General features: G+C 53.1%; 18 protein-coding genes. 14 read left to right on the forward strand and 4 right to left on the reverse strand.

Translation table 11 applies throughout. The annotated features are described in order from the left end of the window. Nucleotides 1–25 precede the first annotated feature (25 nt). Nucleotides 26–1,285, forward strand: coding sequence for a murein hydrolase activator EnvC (envC, locus tag SK51_RS03350; protein ID WP_230259580.1), 1,260 nt, complete (start codon nt 26–28; stop codon nt 1,283–1,285). A 3-nt stretch (nt 1,286–1,288) separates the two neighbouring features. Continuing rightward, complete coding sequence (locus tag SK51_RS03355) at nt 1,289–2,221, forward strand: divergent polysaccharide deacetylase family protein (protein WP_032670899.1); 933 nt, start codon at nt 1,289–1,291, stop codon at nt 2,219–2,221. 11 nt (nt 2,222–2,232) lie between these two features. On the opposite strand, the gene SK51_RS03360 is transcribed toward SK51_RS03355, so the two are convergent. Next, nucleotides 2,233–3,033 carry a glycosyltransferase family 2 protein gene (locus SK51_RS03360; protein WP_023305217.1) on the reverse strand — a complete coding sequence of 267 codons (801 nt, stop codon included), beginning with the start codon at nt 3,031–3,033 and terminating at the stop codon, nt 2,233–2,235. A 206-nt stretch (nt 3,034–3,239) separates the two neighbouring features. On the opposite strand from SK51_RS03360, the gene SK51_RS03365 reads away from it, so the two are divergent. Then, nucleotides 3,240–4,445, forward strand: a complete 1,206-nt coding sequence (locus SK51_RS03365) for a glycosyltransferase (protein WP_023305216.1) — start codon at nt 3,240–3,242, stop codon at nt 4,443–4,445. A 15-nt stretch (nt 4,446–4,460) separates the two neighbouring features. Further along, on the forward strand, nt 4,461–5,375 hold the full coding sequence (locus tag SK51_RS03370; protein WP_023305215.1) for a hypothetical protein: 915 nt from the start codon (nt 4,461–4,463) through the stop codon (nt 5,373–5,375). A 26-nt stretch (nt 5,376–5,401) separates the two neighbouring features. Here the strand turns inward: SK51_RS03370 and tdh are convergent, their stop codons facing one another. Both tdh and kbl read right to left on the reverse strand, forming a co-directional pair. Next, on the reverse strand, nt 5,402–6,430 hold the full coding sequence (tdh, locus tag SK51_RS03375; RefSeq protein ID WP_017383610.1) for an L-threonine 3-dehydrogenase: 1,029 nt from the start codon (nt 6,428–6,430) through the stop codon (nt 5,402–5,404). 9 nt (nt 6,431–6,439) lie between these two features. Continuing rightward, nucleotides 6,440–7,636 (reverse strand): glycine C-acetyltransferase, encoded by a 1,197-nt coding sequence (gene kbl, locus SK51_RS03380; protein WP_015570030.1) that lies wholly within the window; start codon nt 7,634–7,636, stop codon nt 6,440–6,442. Nucleotides 7,637–7,851: 215 nt separating this feature from the next. Between kbl and rfaD the strand changes: the two genes are divergently transcribed. The 6 genes from rfaD to SK51_RS03410 all read left to right on the forward strand — a co-directional run bounded on the left by rfaD (nt 7,852) and on the right by SK51_RS03410 (nt 14,162). Beyond that, complete coding sequence (gene rfaD / locus SK51_RS03385; protein WP_022646634.1) at nt 7,852–8,832, forward strand: ADP-glyceromanno-heptose 6-epimerase; 981 nt, start codon at nt 7,852–7,854, stop codon at nt 8,830–8,832. Between the two features lie 79 nt (nt 8,833–8,911). After that, nucleotides 8,912–9,958: an ADP-heptose--LPS heptosyltransferase RfaF gene (gene rfaF / locus SK51_RS03390; RefSeq protein ID WP_023305214.1), complete on the forward strand. Its 1,047-nt coding sequence runs from the start codon at nt 8,912–8,914 to the stop codon at nt 9,956–9,958. A gap of 3 nt (nt 9,959–9,961) precedes the next feature. Continuing rightward, on the forward strand, nt 9,962–10,945 hold the full coding sequence (rfaC, locus tag SK51_RS03395; RefSeq protein WP_022646632.1) for a lipopolysaccharide heptosyltransferase RfaC: 984 nt from the start codon (nt 9,962–9,964) through the stop codon (nt 10,943–10,945). Between the two features lie 3 nt (nt 10,946–10,948). Then, entirely contained in the window at nt 10,949–12,058 is a 1,110-nt protein-coding gene (locus tag SK51_RS03400; protein WP_023305213.1) for a glycosyltransferase family 9 protein, read from the forward strand. 5 nt (nt 12,059–12,063) lie between these two features. Beyond that, nucleotides 12,064–12,963, forward strand: a complete 900-nt coding sequence (locus SK51_RS03405; protein ID WP_023305212.1) for a glycosyltransferase family 2 protein — start codon at nt 12,064–12,066, stop codon at nt 12,961–12,963. Further along, nucleotides 12,951–14,162, forward strand: a complete 1,212-nt coding sequence (locus SK51_RS03410; RefSeq protein WP_023305211.1) for an O-antigen ligase family protein — start codon at nt 12,951–12,953, stop codon at nt 14,160–14,162. The genes SK51_RS03405 and SK51_RS03410 overlap by 13 nt, the downstream gene beginning before the upstream one ends. 26 nt (nt 14,163–14,188) lie before the next feature. Here SK51_RS03410 and SK51_RS03415 read toward each other — a convergent pair whose 3' ends face one another. Further along, nucleotides 14,189–15,142: a polysaccharide deacetylase family protein gene (locus SK51_RS03415; protein WP_022646628.1), complete on the reverse strand. Its 954-nt coding sequence runs from the start codon at nt 15,140–15,142 to the stop codon at nt 14,189–14,191. 150 nt (nt 15,143–15,292) lie between these two features. Here SK51_RS03415 and rfaQ point away from each other — a divergent pair, with 150 nt between their 5' ends. From rfaQ to SK51_RS03435, 4 genes are read left to right on the forward strand one after another with little or no spacing between them, the layout of a single operon-like run. Beyond that, nucleotides 15,293–16,363 (forward strand): putative lipopolysaccharide heptosyltransferase III, encoded by a 1,071-nt coding sequence (gene rfaQ / locus SK51_RS03420; protein WP_023305210.1) that lies wholly within the window; start codon nt 15,293–15,295, stop codon nt 16,361–16,363. Beyond that, nucleotides 16,360–17,487 carry a glycosyltransferase family 4 protein gene (locus SK51_RS03425; protein WP_023299023.1) on the forward strand — a complete coding sequence of 376 codons (1,128 nt, stop codon included), beginning with the start codon at nt 16,360–16,362 and terminating at the stop codon, nt 17,485–17,487. The genes rfaQ and SK51_RS03425 overlap by 4 nt, the downstream gene beginning before the upstream one ends. Nucleotides 17,488–17,489: 2 nt before the next feature. Then, entirely contained in the window at nt 17,490–18,590 is a 1,101-nt protein-coding gene (locus SK51_RS03430) for a glycosyltransferase (protein ID WP_023305209.1), read from the forward strand. An 11-nt stretch (nt 18,591–18,601) separates the two neighbouring features. Next, on the forward strand, nt 18,602–19,591 hold the full coding sequence (locus tag SK51_RS03435) for a glycosyltransferase (protein ID WP_023299021.1): 990 nt from the start codon (nt 18,602–18,604) through the stop codon (nt 19,589–19,591). Nucleotides 19,592–19,613: the final 22 nt, after the last annotated feature.

The raw sequence follows: 19,613 nt of genomic DNA on the forward strand, positions 1-19,613 counted from the left end.
CATGAGGGGAAAGGCGATTTTTTCAATCACATGGGTCGTGAAGCCGTTTCGGTTATCAGTCAGACCTCTGCTTTGCGCCAGCGCACTCAGCGCTGGCGTATTGCTGTGCGCCGCATCTGCCCACGCGGATGACCGCGACCAGCTCAAATCCATTCAGGCCGATATCGCCGCCAAAGAGCGTGTGGTACGCCAGCAGCAGCAGCAGCGCTCTGCCCTGCTTGCCCAGCTTAAAAAGCAGGAAGAGGCCATTTCCGCCGCCGCGCGTAAGCTGCGTGAAACGCAAAACACTCTTGCCCAGCTCAATAAGCAAATCGATGAAATGAACGCGTCGATTGCGAAACTGGAGCGTCAGCGCGATGCCCAGGAGCGCAACCTTGCTGCACAGCTTGACGCCGCTTTCCGCCAGGGTGAGCACACAGGCCTTCAGTTGATCCTCAGCGGTGAAGAGAGCCAGCGCGGTCAGCGTTTACAGGCCTATTTCGGCTATCTCAACCAGGCTCGTCAGGAGACCATTGCGCAGCTGAAACAGACGCGCGAAGAAGTCACCACGCAAAAAGCCGAGCTGGAAGAGAAGCAGAGCCAGCAGCAAACGCTGCTCTACGATCAGCAGGCGCAGCAGGAGAAGCTTGAGCAGGCGCGCAATGAGCGTAAGAAGACGCTCGCCGGGCTGGAGTCCTCTATCCAGGCAGGACAAAGCCAGCTGAGCGAAATGCGCGCCAACGAATCCAGACTGCGTAACAGCATTGCCCGGGCAGAAGCCGCGGCCAAAGCGCGCGCCGAAAAAGAAGCGCGCGAAGCGCAGGCGGTGCGTAATAAGCAGCAGGAAGCCTCCCGGAAAGGCACCACCTACAAACCGACTGAAAATGAACGTTCCCTGATGTCGCGTACCGGCGGCCTCGGCTCCCCGCGTGGTCAGGCTTACTGGCCCGTTCGCGGTACGATCCTGCATCGCTATGGCGAACAGTTGCAGGGTGAGCTACGTTGGAAGGGGATCGTTATCGGTGCGTCTGAAGGTAGCGAAGTGAAAGCCATCGCCGATGGCCGCGTGATCCTGGCCGACTGGCTACAGGGTTACGGGCTCGTGGTGGTGGTCGAGCACGGTAAAGGCGACATGAGTCTTTACGGCTACAACCAGAGCGCGCTGGTCAGCGTTGGCACTCAGGTGCGCGCGGGTCAACCCATTGCCCTTGTGGGCAGCAGTGGCGGTCAGGGCCGCCCGTCACTCTATTTCGAAATTCGTCGTCAGGGTCAGGCGGTCAATCCACAGCCGTGGTTGGGAAGATAAGTTTTGCTTCAATTTCGTCGAATTGTTTTTTCCGTCGTCAGCGCACTGGCGCTGGCTGCACCGGTTTATGCAGGCAAACTCGCGATTGTGATTGATGACTTCGGTTATCGACCACACTATGAAAATCAGGTGCTGGCGATGCCGTCAGCCATCTCTGTCGCCGTCCTGCCTAATGCGCCTCACGCGCATGAAATGGCGACCAAAGCGCACAATGGCGGCCATCAGGTTCTCATCCATCTGCCGATGGCCCCTCTCAGCAAGCAGCCGCTGGAAAAAGATACCCTGCGTCCGGACATGAGCAGCGACGAGATCGATCGCATCATCCGCGATGCATACAATAAAGTGCCGTATGCCGTGGGTCTGAATAACCATATGGGCAGCGCGATGACCTCCAGCCTGTACGGTATGCTGAAAGTGATGCAGGCGCTGGAGCGTTACAATCTCTACTTCCTCGACAGCATGACCATCGGCAACAGCCAGGCGATGCGTGCCGCTCAGGGGACGGGTGTAAAAGTCATCAAGCGCAAAGTCTTCCTGGACGACTCCCAGAACGAAGCGGATATCCGCGTGCAGTTCAACCGCGCGGTTCAGCTGGCGCGCCGTAACGGTTCGGCGATTGCCATTGGGCATCCGCATCCGTCTACCGTTCGCGTTTTGCAGCAAATGTTGCCGGGCTTACCCGCCGATATCACGCTGGTACGTCCGAGCGATCTGCTCAATGAACCTCAGGTGGATACTTCCCGTCCGGGTAGCGCGCAACCACCCGCAACGCAGCCGCGTAATCCATTCCGCGGCGTGAAGAACTGCTCGCTGAAACAGCCGCCTGAACCGGTCTATGCAACCCGCTTCTTCACGGTGATTGGCGAAAGCATCAGCAGCAGTACGCTGGTTAAATACGTCCAGCAACAGTGGCAGGGTTGGGGAAAAAAAGCCTGATCGGCTAACGCCTATTCTGCCAGATAAGAGTCCGACTGCTCTTTTGCAACGGACTCTTTCTTTTCTCGATCCTGATACCAGGCCTTGAAATACTTCAAAAAACTGTACGCCGTGGCATAAAACCCTGTCACCACACCCACTTTGCCCTTACGCCACGCACCGCTAAACAGATACCATTTGAAAAATGCGCCGATAGCGCTGATCGCGCCGCGACCAAGAGAGGGACGTATCGTCTGATATTGAACCAGGCGAGTGGTATATCCGTTTAATTTATTGAAAAGTTCATGCAGTGAATAAAACGTATCATGTCTGACATAGCCAGGAATACGTTCAGAACGGAGAAAACCTTCAACCTGATCGTCTACTGGTCGGTTATTAAATCGCGACTGCGTACGGTTAAAAAGACGCACCGGATAATCCGGAGATGAGACTGGATAAATCGTTCGGACATTTTCTCCCAGAACAAACCAGTGACGACATATCCGCCACGCCATATCCGATTCGGGTTCATCGCCCATTTTTAATTTTAAAATAGCACCAACGGTTTCTTGATCGAGTATTTCGTCACTGTCCATGCACAGCACCCAGTCGTTGTGCGCATGGGATATGGCATGGTTCATCTGCTCGCCGTGCCAGCTATATTTTTTGAATATGGGCGACAATCCATAACTCTGGCAAATATATATCGTTGCGTCTGTACTGCCGGAATCAACTACAACGAATTCATCCGCTATTTTTAAAAGAGGAGGAATAACATCGTGCAACGTTCTTTCGGAGTTAAACGTTAATAAGCAAACCGTTATTTTAAACATATTCTCGCTCTCTCAAAAACAACATAAAATTTTTGCGCTAATACTATCGAATTGAGAAGAGGCGATTAAAGTCTTAAATCGCACTTTTAAAATAAGCGCGTTTAAAACCTTTCCTTATAAAAAGACAAAGAAATACAAAAAATCTATTTTATTTCAGTAAATTCTTTATAATGCGGTCAGATGAAGGGTAGCATACGGATTCAGACATGCCGCAAAAACGTAAAATCCTCCTCCTGGACACAGGCAAAGAATGGGGGGGAGGTACCAACAGTATGCTTGAGCTTCTGAAGCGAATCAACCGCGACAAATTCGACATTACCTGTTGTTTTTACAGTGATTATAGTCGTGCTGAAGGTCAAACGATAGGCCAGGTGCTCAACAGCATTGGGATCCCATTACTCGTTATCCCTCAACGTAAGCAACCGGCATGGGCAAAACTCCTGAAAGAAGCGGGACGTGGTCTGCTGTTTTTCTCGCGTTCGGCGCGCAAAGCATTTACGCGGCATATTGATACCCTGTGGCGTATCCGGCCCAACGTCAGCAAGATCGAGACCATTTTCAGGGAAGGTGGATTCGATACGCTGTATATGAACAACCAGCCAGGCTCTAATGAAGAAGGGTATCTGGCGGGCGCAAACCTGCGTGCACGGATAATCCAGCACTGCCGGATTGAACCAGTGCTGACCCCGCCGCTGGTGAAGCTGGTGAATGCCCATGCCACAAAAATCATTGCCGTCTCGCACGGCGTTGAACGCGTGCTACTTCAGCATGGCGTCCGGCCAGAGCTGTGTACCACGGTCAGCAATGCCATCGACATCCATCAGCCTTTGCCGGACCGATGCGCGATGCGCCAGCGACTGAATATTGAAGACGATACGTTTGTATTCGGCAGCATTGGCTCGTTAATCCCTCGTAAGGCCAACCACCACACGCTGGAGGCGCTGGCACAGTTCAGCCAGAGACACCCGCAGGCAAAATGGAAAATGGTGCTGGTCGGTGAAGGGGCTGAACGCGGCGCGCTGGCTGCACAAGCTGATGCATCAGGTATTGCTGAGCACGTCATTTTTACCGGTTTCCAGAACACACCTTTTGACTATCTCGCCACTTTTGACGCGTTCATTCTGGCCTCGCAGAGCGAAGGCTTGCCCCGCGTCGTGCTGGAAGCAATGCTGCTCAACATCCCCGTGATTGGTTCAAAAGTGACCGGCACGGCAGAATTGATCGACCATGAGTCGACCGGGCTGCTGTTCCCCTGGAGCGACGTGTCGCAACTTGCTCAACATCTGGATAATATCTGGCAGGATCCTGCTCTGCGCGCCCGGCTCGCCGCAGCCGCGCACCAGAATGTCTGCAACATGTATGCCATTGAAAGCTATGTTAACGGTGTCGAGGCCGTTCTTGGCGCGCAATAACCAAACGAGAAGAACATGTTTAAATTCCTGAATGCTCGCTACCGCCACATTACCGGGCGTCATAACATTCCTTACGCTTCCCTTCCGGTCACGCGCGATCTCGTTGCGGTTGATTCCATTGTGATCCCGTGTACGGGCGCGGATTTCGTCGAAGAGGCGTTATTGTCAGCGACCTTTGCAGAGCGTTATGCCTCTGACGTCAGCGAGATTGTTATCGTCAGCGATCAGCCTGAATCCGCTTTCGGCGAACTGCCGCCAAAAACCCGCGTTGTTACCCTCACGCTTCCAAAACGTGAAGAAGGTTACCGCTATAAGCAGATCTACCTCAGTCGTCTGGTGAAGCTTAACGCTCCGTTGCAGGCGCGCGGTGAAGGTGTGCTGATGATCGACTCCGATCTCAACCTGCTTAAAATGCCAGAGATCAACATGGCGGATATGCACATCTACTCCAGCTTCCGTCAGGGCAAAATGATTGCCAAGCTGGACGGTGCGCCAGCGGAGAAAGTGCCGGCGTATTACAAAGAAACGGTGCGCCCGTATCTGGTCGATCACGTTAACGGCGCGTTTCTTGCCGCCACCAAAAAGACCTGGCGCCGTATCTGCCCGCTGTGGCTGACGCTGTTCCAGGATACCTGGGAGCTGATGGACGATACGCAGCCGCCGACCGATCAGCTGCCGCTCGCTGCGCTGCTGGACATGCTGGATGTCAAAACGGTTAACCTGGGCGACTGGATGAACTGGCCGGTCTCCAAGAAGATCGGCGGACAGGAAGCCGTTGTGCCGAAAGAGGTGATTGGCGCGCACGGCGGTTTCCCGCTTTCCGAATGGCAGAAGTATCTGGAATCACCGGATAATAAGCTGCTGTTCAAAGGTCAGGATTACACCCGCAAGGTGCGTTACCTGACGGACGAAGAGAAAAAGAATCAGTAAAAAAGGGGCCTCAGGCCCCTTTTTGATTACTTATCCCAGCTCAGGATCACTTTCCCTGACTGGCCGGAACGCATTGCGTCGAAGCCCTGCTGGAACTCATCGATGGAGAAACGGTGAGTGATAATCGGGGACAGATCCAGACCGGACTGGATCAGCGCAGCCATCTTGTACCAGGTTTCGAACATCTCGCGGCCATAAATGCCCTTAATGAACAGCCCCTTGAAGATGACTTTGTTCCAGTCGATGGACATATCTGACGGCGGAATACCCAGCATCGCGATACGGCCTCCGTGGTTCATGGTGTCGAGCATGGTGCGGAACGCCGGTGGCGCGCCGGACATCTCCAGACCCACGTCAAAGCCTTCGGTCATGCCCAGCTCTTCCATCACGTCTGTCAGGCTCTCTTTCGAGACATCCACCGCGCGGGTGACGCCCATTTTGCGCGCCAGCGACAGGCGGTATTCGTTCACGTCGGTGATCACCACGTTGCGCGCACCCACATGCTTCGCCACGGCTGCCGCCATAATGCCGATGGGGCCCGCGCCGGAAACCAGCACGTCTTCACCCACCAGGTCGAAGGAGAGCGCCGTGTGTACCGCGTTGCCGAACGGGTCGAAGATGGAGGCCAGATCGTCAGAGATATTGTCCGGGATTTTGAACGCGTTAAACGCCGGGATCACCAGGTATTCCGCGAAGCAGCCCGGACGGTTCACGCCCACGCCGACTGTGTTGCGGCACAGGTGCGTACGCCCACCGCGACAGTTGCGGCAGTGACCGCAGGTAATGTGGCCTTCACCGGAGACGCGGTCGCCAATGTTGAAGCCTTTCACTTCCTGGCCAATGCCGACCACTTCGCCGACATATTCGTGGCCGACAACCATTGGCACGGGAATGGTTTTTTGCGACCACTGGTCCCAGTTATAGATGTGAACGTCAGTACCGCAGATGGCGGTTTTACGAATTTTGATCAGCAGATCGTTATGACCGACTTCCGGCTCCGGCACGTCGGTCATCCAAATCCCTTCTTCCGCTTTCAGTTTGGATAACGCTTTCATCACACGTCCTCAGGCAATTACGCCCAGCTGTTTGCCGATGCGGGTAAAGGCTTCCACCGCACGTTCAATTTGTTCAGGCGAGTGCGCCGCAGACATCTGGGTGCGGATACGCGCCTGACCTTTTGGTACCACCGGGAAGAAGAACCCGGTCACGTAAATCCCTTCTTTCTGAAGCTCACGAGCAAATTTCTGCGCGACAACCGCGTCGCCCAGCATCACCGGAATGATCGCATGGTCAGCGCCGGCCAGGGTGAATCCTGCGGCACTCATTTTTTCACGGAACAGGCGGGCGTTAGCCCACAGGCGGTCGCGCAGCTCAGCCCCGGATTCCACCATCTCCAGCACTTTAATAGAGGCGGCTACAATCGCCGGCGCCAGGGAGTTGGAGAACAGGTACGGGCGGGAGCGCTGACGCAGCCACTCAACCACCTCTTTGCGCGCAGCAGTGTAGCCGCCAGACGCGCCACCAAGCGCTTTGCCCAGCGTACCGGTGATGATATCTACGCGGCCCATTACGTCGCAGTATTCGTGGGAGCCGCGGCCATTTTCGCCGACAAAGCCAACCGCGTGAGAGTCATCCACCATTACCAGCGCGTCGTATTTATCCGCCAGATCGCACACGCCTTTCAGGTTGGCGATCACGCCGTCCATGGAGAACACGCCGTCGGTGGCGATCAGCACGTGGCGGGCACCGGCTTCACGGGCCTCTTTCAGGCGGGCTTCCAGCTCAACCATGTCGTTGTTGGCGTAGCGGAAACGCTTCGCTTTGCACAGGCGTACACCGTCGATGATGGAGGCGTGGTTCAGGGCGTCGGAGATAATCGCGTCTTCTGCACCGAGCAGGGTCTCAAACAGACCGCCGTTGGCATCGAAGCAGGAGGAGTACAGAATCGCGTCTTCCATTCCGAGGAAGTTCGCCAGCTTTTGCTCAAGCTGCTTGTGGCTGTCCTGGGTACCGCAGATAAAGCGAACGGAGGCCATGCCGAAGCCGTGGGTATCCATGCCGTTTTTCGCCGCGGCAATCAGCTCAGGGTGATTCGCAAGACCTAAATAGTTGTTCGCGCAAAAGTTGATCACATGGCTGCCGTCGGCAACGGTGATGTCCGCCTGCTGGGCAGACGTGATAATACGCTCTTCTTTGAACAACCCTTCCGCACGTGCGGTGTCGAGGTCGCTGTTTAACTGTTTGTAAAAATCACCACGCATTGCAATTCTCCAGACTCGGCAAATTTTGGCACATATTACCCAAACCAATAGTTCATGACGAGATGACGCCGTATCTCTTCTCGTTTTTGCAGCATAAATCACGTGTACCCCTGCTGCATATCGGTGAATGGCTGAAGACCGGGCATTGTGATGATATGATAAAGAGATTAGCGTTCGGGATGTTCCCCGGACTCCACACTTCAAAGGTTACAGTTATGATCATCGTTACCGGCGGCGCGGGCTTTATCGGCAGCAATATTGTTAAGGCCCTCAATGACAAAGGCATCACCGACATCCTGGTGGTGGACAACCTGAAAGACGGCACCAAGTTCGTAAACCTGGTGGATCTGAACATCGCTGACTACATGGATAAAGAAGACTTTCTTATCCAGATTATGGCGGGTGAAGAGTTCGGCGAGATCGAAGCCATCTTCCACGAAGGGGCCTGTTCCTCCACCACCGAGTGGGACGGCAAGTACATGATGGACAACAACTATCAGTACTCCAAAGAGATCCTGCACTACTGCCTGGAGCGTGAAATTCCGTTCCTGTACGCCTCTTCCGCGGCAACCTACGGTGGGCGCACTTCAGATTTCATCGAATCCCGCGAGTATGAGCAGCCGCTGAACGTTTACGGTTACTCCAAATTCCTGTTTGATGAGTACGTGCGTCAGATCCTCCCAGAAGCAAACTCTCAGATTGTCGGCTTCCGCTACTTCAACGTCTACGGACCGCGCGAAGGCCACAAAGGCAGCATGGCGAGCGTGGCGTTCCACCTGAACACCCAGTTAAATAACGGCGAAAGTCCGAAACTGTTCGAAGGCAGCGACGGCTTTAAGCGTGACTTCGTCTACGTAGGCGACGTGGCGGCAGTGAACCTGTGGTTCCTGGAAAACGGCGTGTCCGGCATTTTCAACCTGGGCACAGGCCGCGCGGAATCCTTCCAGGCGGTGGCAGACGCGACGCTGGCTTACCATAAGAAAGGCAGCATCGAGTACATTCCGTTCCCGGATAAGCTGAAAGGCCGCTACCAGGCATTCACCCAGGCGGACCTGACTAACCTGCGCGCCGCAGGCTACGACAAGCCGTTCAAGACCGTTGCCGAAGGCGTAACGGAATATATGGCCTGGCTGAACCGTGACCGCGATATAAATTCACAAAATCATTCGAGCGGTATCAAGGCGGCAACTAAGTGAATCTCCGGGAGCTTACAAAAGTAAGTGACTGGAGTGAACGCAGGCAGCCAACGCAGAGACAGCTTGAAGGATGAAGTGAATGAAAATACTGGTGATCGGCCCGTCCTGGGTGGGCGACATGATGATGTCGCAAAGTCTCTATCGCACGCTCAAGGCGCGTTATCCCCAGGCGATAATCGACGTGATGGCACCCGCATGGTGCCGTCCGCTGTTATCGCGTATGCCGGAAGTGAACGAGGCGATCCCGATGCCGCTCGGCCACGGGGCGCTGGAAATCGGTGAACGCCGCAAACTCGGCCATAGCCTGCGCGAGAAACGCTATGACCGCGCATATGTCCTGCCAAACTCCTTCAAATCCGCTCTTGTGCCCTTCTTTGCGGGCATCCCGCACCGTACCGGGTGGCGCGGTGAAATGCGCTACGGCCTGCTTAACGACGCCCGGGTGCTGGATAAAGAGGCCTGGCCTCTGATGGTAGAACGCTACGTGGCGCTGGCCTACGACAAAGGCGTGATGCGCAGCGCGAAAGATCTGCCGCAGCCGCTACTGTGGCCGCAGCTCCAGGTAAGCGACGGGGAGAAATCCCACACCTGCAACGCGTTTGGCATTTCGTCCGAACGCCCGATGATTGGCTTCTGCCCCGGCGCGGAGTTTGGTCCGGCAAAACGCTGGCCGCACTATCACTACGCAGAGCTGGCGAAACAGCTGATCGACGAAGGCTATCAAATTGTGCTGTTTGGCTCGGCGAAAGATCACGAGGCGGGCAATGAAATTCTCGCCACGCTCAGCACCGAGCAACAGGCCTGGTGCCGAAACCTGGCCGGGGAAACGCAGCTCGAGCAGGCGGTTATTTTGATTGCCGCCTGTAAAGCCGTTGTCAGCAACGACTCTGGCCTGATGCACGTCGCCGCCGCGCTGGATCGTCCGCTGGTGGCGCTGTATGGCCCGAGCAGCCCGGACTTCACGCCGCCGCTGTCGCACAAAGCGCGCGTGATCCGTTTGATCACCGGCTACCACAAGGTACGTAAAGGTGATGCCGCAGAAGGCTACCATCAGAGTCTGATCGACATTACGCCGCAGCGCGTTCTCGAAGAGCTCAACGAACTTCTGTTGAGCGAAGAAGGATAACGAATGCGGGTATTGATCGTTAAAACCTCTTCGATGGGCGATGTGCTGCATACGCTGCCGTCACTGACGGACGCGATGCGGGCCATTCCCGGCATTCGTTTTGACTGGGTAGTGGAAGAAGGCTTCGCGCAGATCCCCACCTGGCACGAAGCGGTTGACCGCGTGATCCCGGTGGCCATTCGCCGCTGGCGCAAAGCATGGTTCTCCGCACCGATTAAAGCCGAACGTAAAGCCTTCCGCGAAGCGGTGCAGGCCCGGCGTTACGACGCGATCGTTGACGCTCAGGGCCTGGTGAAAAGCGCCGCGCTGGTCACGCGTCTGGCGCACGGCGTAAAGCACGGCATGGACTGGCAAACCGCCCGCGAACCGCTGGCGAGCCTGTTCTATAATCGTCGCCACCATATTGCGAAGCAACAGCACGCCGTGGAACGTACCCGCGAGCTGTTCGCGAAAAGCCTGGGCTATGCAAAACCTGAAGCCCAGGGTGACTACGCTATTGCACAGCATTTTTTGCGCGAGACGGAGGAGCATGCCGAACCGTATCTGGTGTTCCTGCATGCCACAACGCGCGACGATAAGCATTGGCCGGAAACGCACTGGAGAAGGCTGATTGAACTAATGCAACCTTGCGGTATCCATATTAAACTCCCGTGGGGTGCAGAACATGAGCGGCAGCGTGCGGAGCGTCTGGCAGCAGGCTTTTCCCACGTTGAGGTGTTACCCAAACTCACGCTGGCGCAAGTTGCCGCACAGCTGGCGGGCGCTAACGCCGTCGTTTCTGTGGATACAGGGTTAAGCCATTTAACCGCCGCACTGGATCGTCCTAATATCACGATTTTCGGCCCGACCGATCCGGGGTTGATCGGGGGTTACGGTAAAAACCAGCATCAGATGGTCAGCCCTACGCAACAAACGAAGGATATTAGCGCAGATGCTATTTTTTCATTTTTACAGGGCAGCCATCGGCTTTCCAACAGGGATATTTAACCCATGAGTTATGTATTTCTGCTGATTTTACTCTTTCCGGTGAAACTCCTCCGGAAGCTGTTTCGAAAAGACACGGGCAAAAACCTTGTCATTCAGACAGCCAAAATCGGTGACTTTATTAATGCGACACCTCTTCTGGCATATCTGCAAAAAAGCGATGTGTTGGTCAGTCGCAGCGTTGGTGCGCTGGCGAAGCATGATGAGACTATCGAGCAGATCTATTTTATTGAGCAGCATAAGCGCAACCTGTGGCGTAAACTGTGCTTCGCGTGCAGGATCATGAACCGCTACGACAACGTCTACCTGCTACAACCCAACAGCGTGAACCTCTTTTTTGCCGCCGTCTGCAATGCTAAAAACAAACAATTTTTAACCATTTACACGCGCAGGTGGTATCACGGGATTTTCTATCTTGCGGCTGACGGTACCGTTGAGCATGGCAAAAAAACGCTTTCGGTGACGAACTACCTGAAACTGGCCGACCGCGCACTCACATGGCAAGACTCTCCCAAGCACGCCACAAAGCCGCTCTTTGAACCGACGACCTGGCCGGCCATTCTTGATAAACCTGACGTTATCCGCATCGGCATCAGTATTGCGGCGGGCAATAAAGCCAAAACCGTCCCTCCGGTTATCTGGAAGCGGATTGTTGATCAACTCGCTGATTTACCCTGCGAGTTTTATGTCTTCGGCGCGCCAAATGAACAGTCGTGGATGGACGATATCACCCGCCTTTACGGTGAAATCCCTAATTTTATCAATCTTATTGGCAAAATTTCGCTGGAAGAGCTTCCCTGGGCCATTTCTAAGATGGACTGTTATATCGCGTCTGACTCGGGGAATGTGTATATCGCAGACGCCGTTGGCGTTCCGGTAGTCCTGCTGTTTGGTCCGTGTTGTCACTATGAACAACGTCCGCTTGGCAATGTGTTGCTGATCGGGAATGACGACAACATTTGTTCTTATGTGTTTGAAACGCGCTATTACTTCCCGCAAGAACGGGAAGCACTATTCTCTGTCACTGACTCCGCGTTACACGATCTTCAGCAGTTTATCCGTACATTACCCAAAGCCCGCTCACTGGCTAGCGCTACCGACGCTCAAGGAAACTAATTTTTATGGCTTTTTTAAGCGTCATTATTGCTGCGCATAACGCTGAAGCTACGCTGCATGCCACGCTTTCAAGCCTGCTGGCAGCCACCGTTCAAGACACTGAAATTATTATTTTTAATGACAGTTCTGAGGATACCACGCAGGCAATAATTGAAGAGTGGTCACCTAAATTTCCTCAGATCATAACGCGCACCGTGAACTTTCGTAACGTCGGCCGGGTACGAAACAGTGCTGTCGCACTGGCATCCGGTGAATATATTACGATGCTCGACAGTGACGATTGCTTAAAGCCGGGCAGCCTCAGGGACGCAATTACCTTTCTGAAAGCGCAACGTCCGGATATGTTACTGACACGTTTGCTTGAGATTCGCGATCCCCGGAAAATGACTTCAGACTGGCAGGGATTCAACCCTGTGCCATTGTCACAACATGAAGCAGTCGCTCGTTTCTTACGCCATAAAGACTTTCAGGCGCATCTCATTGGCCAGTTTATTCATCGTAGCCTGTACGAGAGCAACCCTATTCCTCCAATGTTATGTTATGAGGATTTCGCTGTCTTCCCCGGAATGTTGATGCAGTCGAGCAAAATAGTCTATCAACGCCAGGGGCATTATTATTACGTCAAGCGTCGCGACAGTTTGTCGAGCAGTCTGGACGCCAGCAAAATATCAACGCTTGTCGAATGCACGTTACAGATGGAAAGAACATTTCCGTCAAGCTACAGGCATCTTGTCAATTGCCACTGGTTTGATATTTACAGCAACCATCGGTCCTGTCTTACAGACCAACAATTGCAACTCGTGAAACAACGCGTAAAGGCCATGTACACATTGTCTTTTTTCCTGTCCACCGATGTTCGTTTTAGCTACAAAAAAAGGGTTATTGAGGCGTTATGGAAAAAATAAAACCACGGCTATATCAACTGACGATTGCTTTGAGCCTCATCTCTTTGATGCTGGCACTAGTCAGTTCAGGGAAGCAAAGAGAGTTTTTCTATATTGCTATTTACGTCAGTATTATTGGCCTGGCTTTCGAATATAAAAAAATCACTCTTCGACCTTTTACTATAGCGCTGCCCATTTTGCTGATTGGGTTACTTAACCTCGGCTGGTACTTAATCTATGAGTATCATAACGAGGGACTCAATCTTTACAGCGACTATCTAGGCGCAAGCAAAAAGTTAATTTTAGCGAGTATCCTGATTTTCTATATTGACCGCTTTAAGTTTTACATTGATAAAGACAACTTCAGGAAATTTTTCTTCTACGCAGCGGCCTTAGGGTTTGTGCTCGCCACAGGATATGGCTTGTGGCAGGCCTCGCAAGGTATGACTCGCGTTGAGATGGCAATTAACCGTGCCACCGTTTCAGCCTATGTTTATTCTGTCCTGTCACTGGCTTTCGTATACAGTCTTTACCTTCAGCAGAACGTGAAGCTGTATGTTGTCGCGGGTTTCACTATATTAATCTCTTACTTCGTCATACTGTTGACGGGTACCCGTGCTGCGATGGGTTTATATCTGCTTCTGGCGATAGTGCTCACGCTATATCATTTCAGAAAAATTCATCTCAAATCCACTCTCATCTTTTTATGCATTGTGGCCGGCATTGTCGTCGTAAGCTACAAACCGTTGATTGCACCGAAAATAACGCAAACCCAAATTGAAGTTGAGAAATATCAGCAAGGCTATGACCGCACGTCACTGGGCGCACGTTTTTCGATGTGGACTGTCGGGATCGAGAATGGTCTTGCACATCCGTTGGGGCAATCACTTGAAGAGCGTGAAACGTGGACACGGCAGTATATAAAAGACGGTCATCCTCACCTTGGCAGTGCACTCGAATACATCAAGGTCCACCTGCATAATGAATTTATAGAGAAATATTCATTGCAGGGGATCCCCGGCGTGGCGGTAATGCTCTTTTTCTTCGTTTCGATGATTGTGTATGCCCTACGAAACAGAAACGCACTGCTGCTAACCTCGATGCTACTTTTGCTTTTGTATGGTCTGACGGATGTCATACTGCTCAGTTCAGAAGCCTTAATCTTCTTTATGGTTTTGTTTGCATTAAGTACACCTTTCACCCAAACAAAGCAGCAATAGCAAATATGCCCGCCTGGCGGGCATAACTATTTTTTGTACTGGTAAAACTCCGCCAGCGTCATCCCCACGGTCTTATCTGATAACCAGGTAAAGAGCTGCTCCAGATCCTGATAAAGCCCCTCAATCGCGGCCTCGTCTTTAAAAGTAGGGCTCCCGCCAGGCATAAATTCCGACGAATGCAGCATGAACTCTACGTAGTCATTTCCCTGAGACAGGCACTGCTGCGCAACCTTAATCATCTCCTGCGCGTTACCGCCGGACGGGCGTAACCAGTTAACTGACGGAGAACGGTACTTACCGCGCAGACGATCGTAACCCTGCTTCAGGGAATTCAGCCATGCCGGGTGTTTATACTGGATGCTCATTGGCACTTCGAGGAGAAGGCTGTTTCCCGGCCGGGAAATGTCGTCTACGTCCAAAAAGTAGGCACGATCGGGAAAATGCTGGTAATTCGTTCCGCCATTACCCTGCGGGGCACCTTTCGCGTTGCGCCAGTTCACGCGCGGCGTAACGGAACAATCTACCTGATACCCCAGCTCAATCAGCAACCGGGCGTAACGGCTGTCGAATGCCCAGCGCCCGGCGCGATGGCTGAGCATTTTTGTCTGGAAGGTCTCTTCCAGTAAGCGGGTCATGAACAGCACTTTCTCACGCATGACCTCGTCTGAAAACTCAATCAGATAAGGCTGCCAGCGCCAGTCATCACCGGTCAGATCGTGCTCCGGAGGGCTGTTCCAGGCATGGAGATGCATTCCTACCTCGCCCTGCCCCCGGGCTATGACCTCTTTCGCGAACTCAATGAACACCGGTTCGACGGCCATCTCGTAATTGGTGAGCCAGACAGGCTTAAAGCCGAAACGCTCGCAAAGCGTCTGAAACCGCGCCAGGTAGCGCGCGTTTTCCGTTTTGATGACCCGGTGGTTCTGCCAGAGATTATCCCCTTCGGTATCGATCGTGATGATAAACGCTGGTTTTTTCATAATGAGTCCGCAAGACAAAATAGTTAGCGCTATGTTACGCACGCCCGAAAGCAGGAGTAAACCCTTCCAGGGAAATTCCTGACATTATGGAGAAAGAGTGCAAGTCGTTACCAGGTCTATTAGAATTGCCAACAGTACAACGCCGATAAGATGATGATGAATAACTTACCTGACACGCCTGATTTGCGCATTTTACTGATTAAACTTCGCCATCATGGTGACATGTTACTCACCACCCCCGTCATCAATTCATTGCGCCAGAAATGGCCTGAAGCCCAAATCGACGTGCTTCTCTATGAAGAGACGCGAGACATGCTCGCCGCGCATCCGGCAATCGGTACGATCTATGGTATCGATCGTAAATGGAAGCAGTTGGGGACGCTGAAACACCTGCAAAAAGAGTGGCAGTTGCTTCGTGCTTTACGCGCTCAGCATTATCATCTGGTGATCAATCTTGCCGATCAGTGGCGCAGCGCACTGGTTACCCGCTTCACCGGCGCACCGGTTCGGCTCGGGTTCGCTTTTAACAAGCGCAATAATGCCTTCTGGCGTTTTTGTCACAGTGAACTGGTCTCGGTCGCCAGCCATCAGTCGCTGCACACCGTTGAACAAAACCTGTCCATACTGAAACCATTACCCGTTGCCGCCAGACCCGACGTCACCATGGCTTACAGCGCGGATGACTGGCACCATGCTCATCACAAGCTGACACAAAAGGGTGTGGGGGAACGCTATATCGTTATTCAACCCACTTCACGCTGGTTCTTTAAGTGCTGGGACGAAGGCAAAATGGCGCAAACTATCGCCGCATTGCAGCAGGACGGCCACACTATCGTCCTTACGGCGGGACCGGATAAGAAAGAGCTGGCGATGATTGACCGCATTCTTGCCGCCTCCCCGCAGACAGGTGTTGTATCGCTGGCAGGGCAGTTAACCCTGCGCCAGCTGGCCTCGCTTATCGATCACGCAGCCCTGTTCATTGGCGTTGACTCCGTCCCCATGCACATGGCCGCCGCCCTTCAGACGCCCTGCGTGGCGCTGTTTGGCCCATCAAAGTTGACGTTCTGGTCGCCATGGCAGGTTAACGGCGAGGTCATCTGGGCTGGTAACTACGGCCCGCTTCCCAACCCTGACGCCATTGATACAAAAACGACGGAACGTTATCTCGACGCCATCCCCGTTGATGCTGTCGTCTCCGCCGCAAGGAGATACCTGCAATGAAGCTTCATCGTCTGGCCATTGTGCGCCAAAAATATCGGCCGGATGGGGGAGCAGAACGTTTTGTCTCCAGGGCACTCACCGCGCTGAGCAATCAAAATCTTGAGCTCAACGTCATCACCCGCGAGTGGCAGGGCGAAAAGCAGGACGACTGGCATATTCATATCTGCGATCCACGAAAGTGGGGCCGCATCAGCCGTGAACGCGGCTTTGCACACGCCGCGCGCGCGCTGTGGCAGCAACAGCAGTTTGATATTGTACAGAGCCACGAACGTATTCCGGGCTGCGATATTTACCGCGCCGGAGATGGTGTACATCGACGCTGGCTGCTACAGCGTACGCGTATTCTTCCCGCCTGGCGCGCTAAGCTGCTCATGCACGATCGCTATCACCGCTACGTGATGAACGCCGAACGTGAAATGTACCAGGCTCCCGAGTTGAAAGCCGTTATCTGTAATGCGGAGATGATCAAGCGCGAAATCGTCGAAGACTTTGATATTGACGCAAAAAAGATACATGTGATTTATAATTCAATAGATTCCCGCCGCTTCGTTCCGGCAGAAGAGAGGCAGCGCGCTGTACTGCGTAAGCAATTTGGCTTACCCGCTGATGCCGTCATTTTCTGCTTCGTGGGTTCAGGGTTTGAACGCAAGGGGCTGGCAAGCGCTATTCAGGCTATAGCAGGAACATCGGCGTGGCTGGTTGTGGTCGGTCAGGATAAAGCGGAAAGCCGTTATCGCGACCTCGCCCGTTCATTAGGCTGTGAGGGGCAAATCCGTTTCCTGGGAATGCAAAAAGAGACGCTGCCATTTTATCAGCTTTCTGATGGTTTACTGCTGCCGACGCTGTATGATCCTTTCCCTAACGTCATACTTGAAGCAATGGCCTGTGGATTGCCCGTCATTACGTCAGAGAGTTGCGGTGGTTCAGAATTTATTGAGCAAGGCCAGAACGGGTTTTACTGTGATGCACTTGATATCCACACATTGAAGGAGGCCGTCATGTCCATCCCTTCACTGGAAAAAAATAACAATATGGGGCTTGCGGCGCGTGAACGCGTTAGAGAAGCAACCCCTGAAAAACTATCAAGTCAGCTTATTTCGCTTTATCAAAAATTACTGGATTAATAATGCGCATCCTAATGATTATTGATGGTTTACCCGGTGGAGGAGCCGAAAAAACGGTTCTCACCCTCTCCAGCGGACTGACAGAACTGGGGCATCAGGTCACCCTTTTCTCCTTACGGAAGGTGTGCGACTACGCCATTCCGGAAGGCATCGATTTTCAGGTCGTGCAGGATACCTGTAAAAAACCCTGGCGGAAGCTGACCGAGATCCCGCGTCGCGCCCGTTTGCTGGATCGCGCCATTGAGCAGGCAGAACGCAGCGGTAAATTTGACGTTGCCTTCTCGCATCTGCATAAAACCGACCGTATCGTGGCGCACAGCCGCGTGCTGGATCGGGATAAGGTCTGGTTCTGCATACACGGGATGTTCTCCTTTTCCTATTTGCGCCATCGCAGCGGGCTTTCTCGCTGGTTTAAGCATTATAAAATTCGTCATACCTATGAAAACCGCAACGTGGTGGCGGTATCCGGCGCCGTGCTGCACGATCTGTCTGAAGTACTCGCGATCCCCCTGCGGCGCAAAGCGGTTATCCATAACCCCTTCGATATCCCTGAAATTCAGCGTCTGGCGGAAGCGCCCTTTAAGATGCAGGGGCAGAATTATATTATCCACGTTGGTCGTTTTCATGAGCACAAACGTCACGACCGGCTGCTTCGCGCGTTCGCGATGAGCAAGATTGACGCATCGCTGGTGTTGATGGGCAAAGGCTCTGACGTGAAAATAAACCAGCTCAAACAGCTTGCCGCTAAGCTGGGAATTGAAAACAAGATCGTCTTCCGCCCGTTTGAAACCAATCCTTATCCGTGGATCAAAGGTGCACGCCTTTTAGTGTTAAGTTCCGACTGCGAAGGTTTTGGTAATGTACTGGTAGAGTCCATTATCTGTCAGACCCCACCGGTGAGTACAAACTGCCCTGGCGGCCCTGCTGAGATCCTTACTGGCCCCCTGGCGCGCGGTCTGACCGCGTTAACCGACGAATCACTGGCGAATACCCTGGCAGAACTGTATGCCTCTCCGCCGGTTGTTGATCGCGAAACGATCGCATCGTTCGGTATCAACGCCATTTGCCAGCAATACATTGCTTTGGTCGACAACCAAAAATAATCAGGTTTCATATGCAAAATTCAGCGCCTTTATTAAGCGTGGTGGTTGCCGTTTATAACGGTGAAGCTTTTCTCGATCAGTTCTTTACCTGCCTTGTAAATCAACACATCGACAGTATGGAAGTCATCATCGTGAATGACGGCTCCACTGACCGCTCGATGCAGATTGTCGAAAAATGGCGCGAACAGCTGCCACAGATGCAGGTCATTGAACAACCTAATCAGGGCGTGTCCATCGCGCGTAATACCGGCCTGGCCGTTGCGACCGGCCAATATCTCTCTTTCCCGGATATTGATGATGTCTTCAAACCCGGCATGTACCAGCGTCTGCTGGATATGGCCGTCACGCAGAACCTGGATGTCGCCACCTGCAATGGCAACTACGTCTGGGAAAATAACAAAAAACCGTCTCGCCCTATCTTCCCTGAAGATAAGCTCGCCTCAACGAGCGTCATGAATGGCGCGGCATGGTTAAAAAAGGCGCTGGATTCACGTAAGTTCCTGCATGTGACCTGGCTGAATATCTATCGTCACGATTTTATTCGTCAGCACGGCTTTCGTTTCGAGCCTGGCCTGCGCCATCAGGATATCCCGTGGACGACTGAGGTGCTGCTTGCTGCGGAACGCGTTCAGTACACCAGCGAACGCTTTTACGACTACTACATTCACTCCGCCTCGGTATCGCACACCCCGGATAATGACGACACGCTGATTCGCTCAGCGCGCCATTACATGAAGATCCTGAAGATGCTTGATGCCATTAACCAGCGCTACCCGGATAAAGTGAAAAATATCCCGGCCTGTCACTGGCAAATCGCCAAAGAGGGTCTGGGAATTATTCATACCTTCGACAACATGAAGGATGAAGCGAAGAAATCAATGATAATCAAAGAGTTCTTCGACACCGGGATCTGGAAGCTCATCTGGAAAAGTGCCAAAAGCCCGCGTTTGCGCTGGCGCCTGGGCCGACGCTACTTCCGTTTAAAACGGTATCTGGCATAAGAGATAGCTTTAGCACGCTTAA

Origin of the sequence: Enterobacter sp. MGH85 (genome assembly GCF_001037655.1) — a bacterium.
Taxonomy (GTDB): Bacteria; Pseudomonadota; Gammaproteobacteria; order Enterobacterales; family Enterobacteriaceae; genus Enterobacter; species Enterobacter intestinihominis.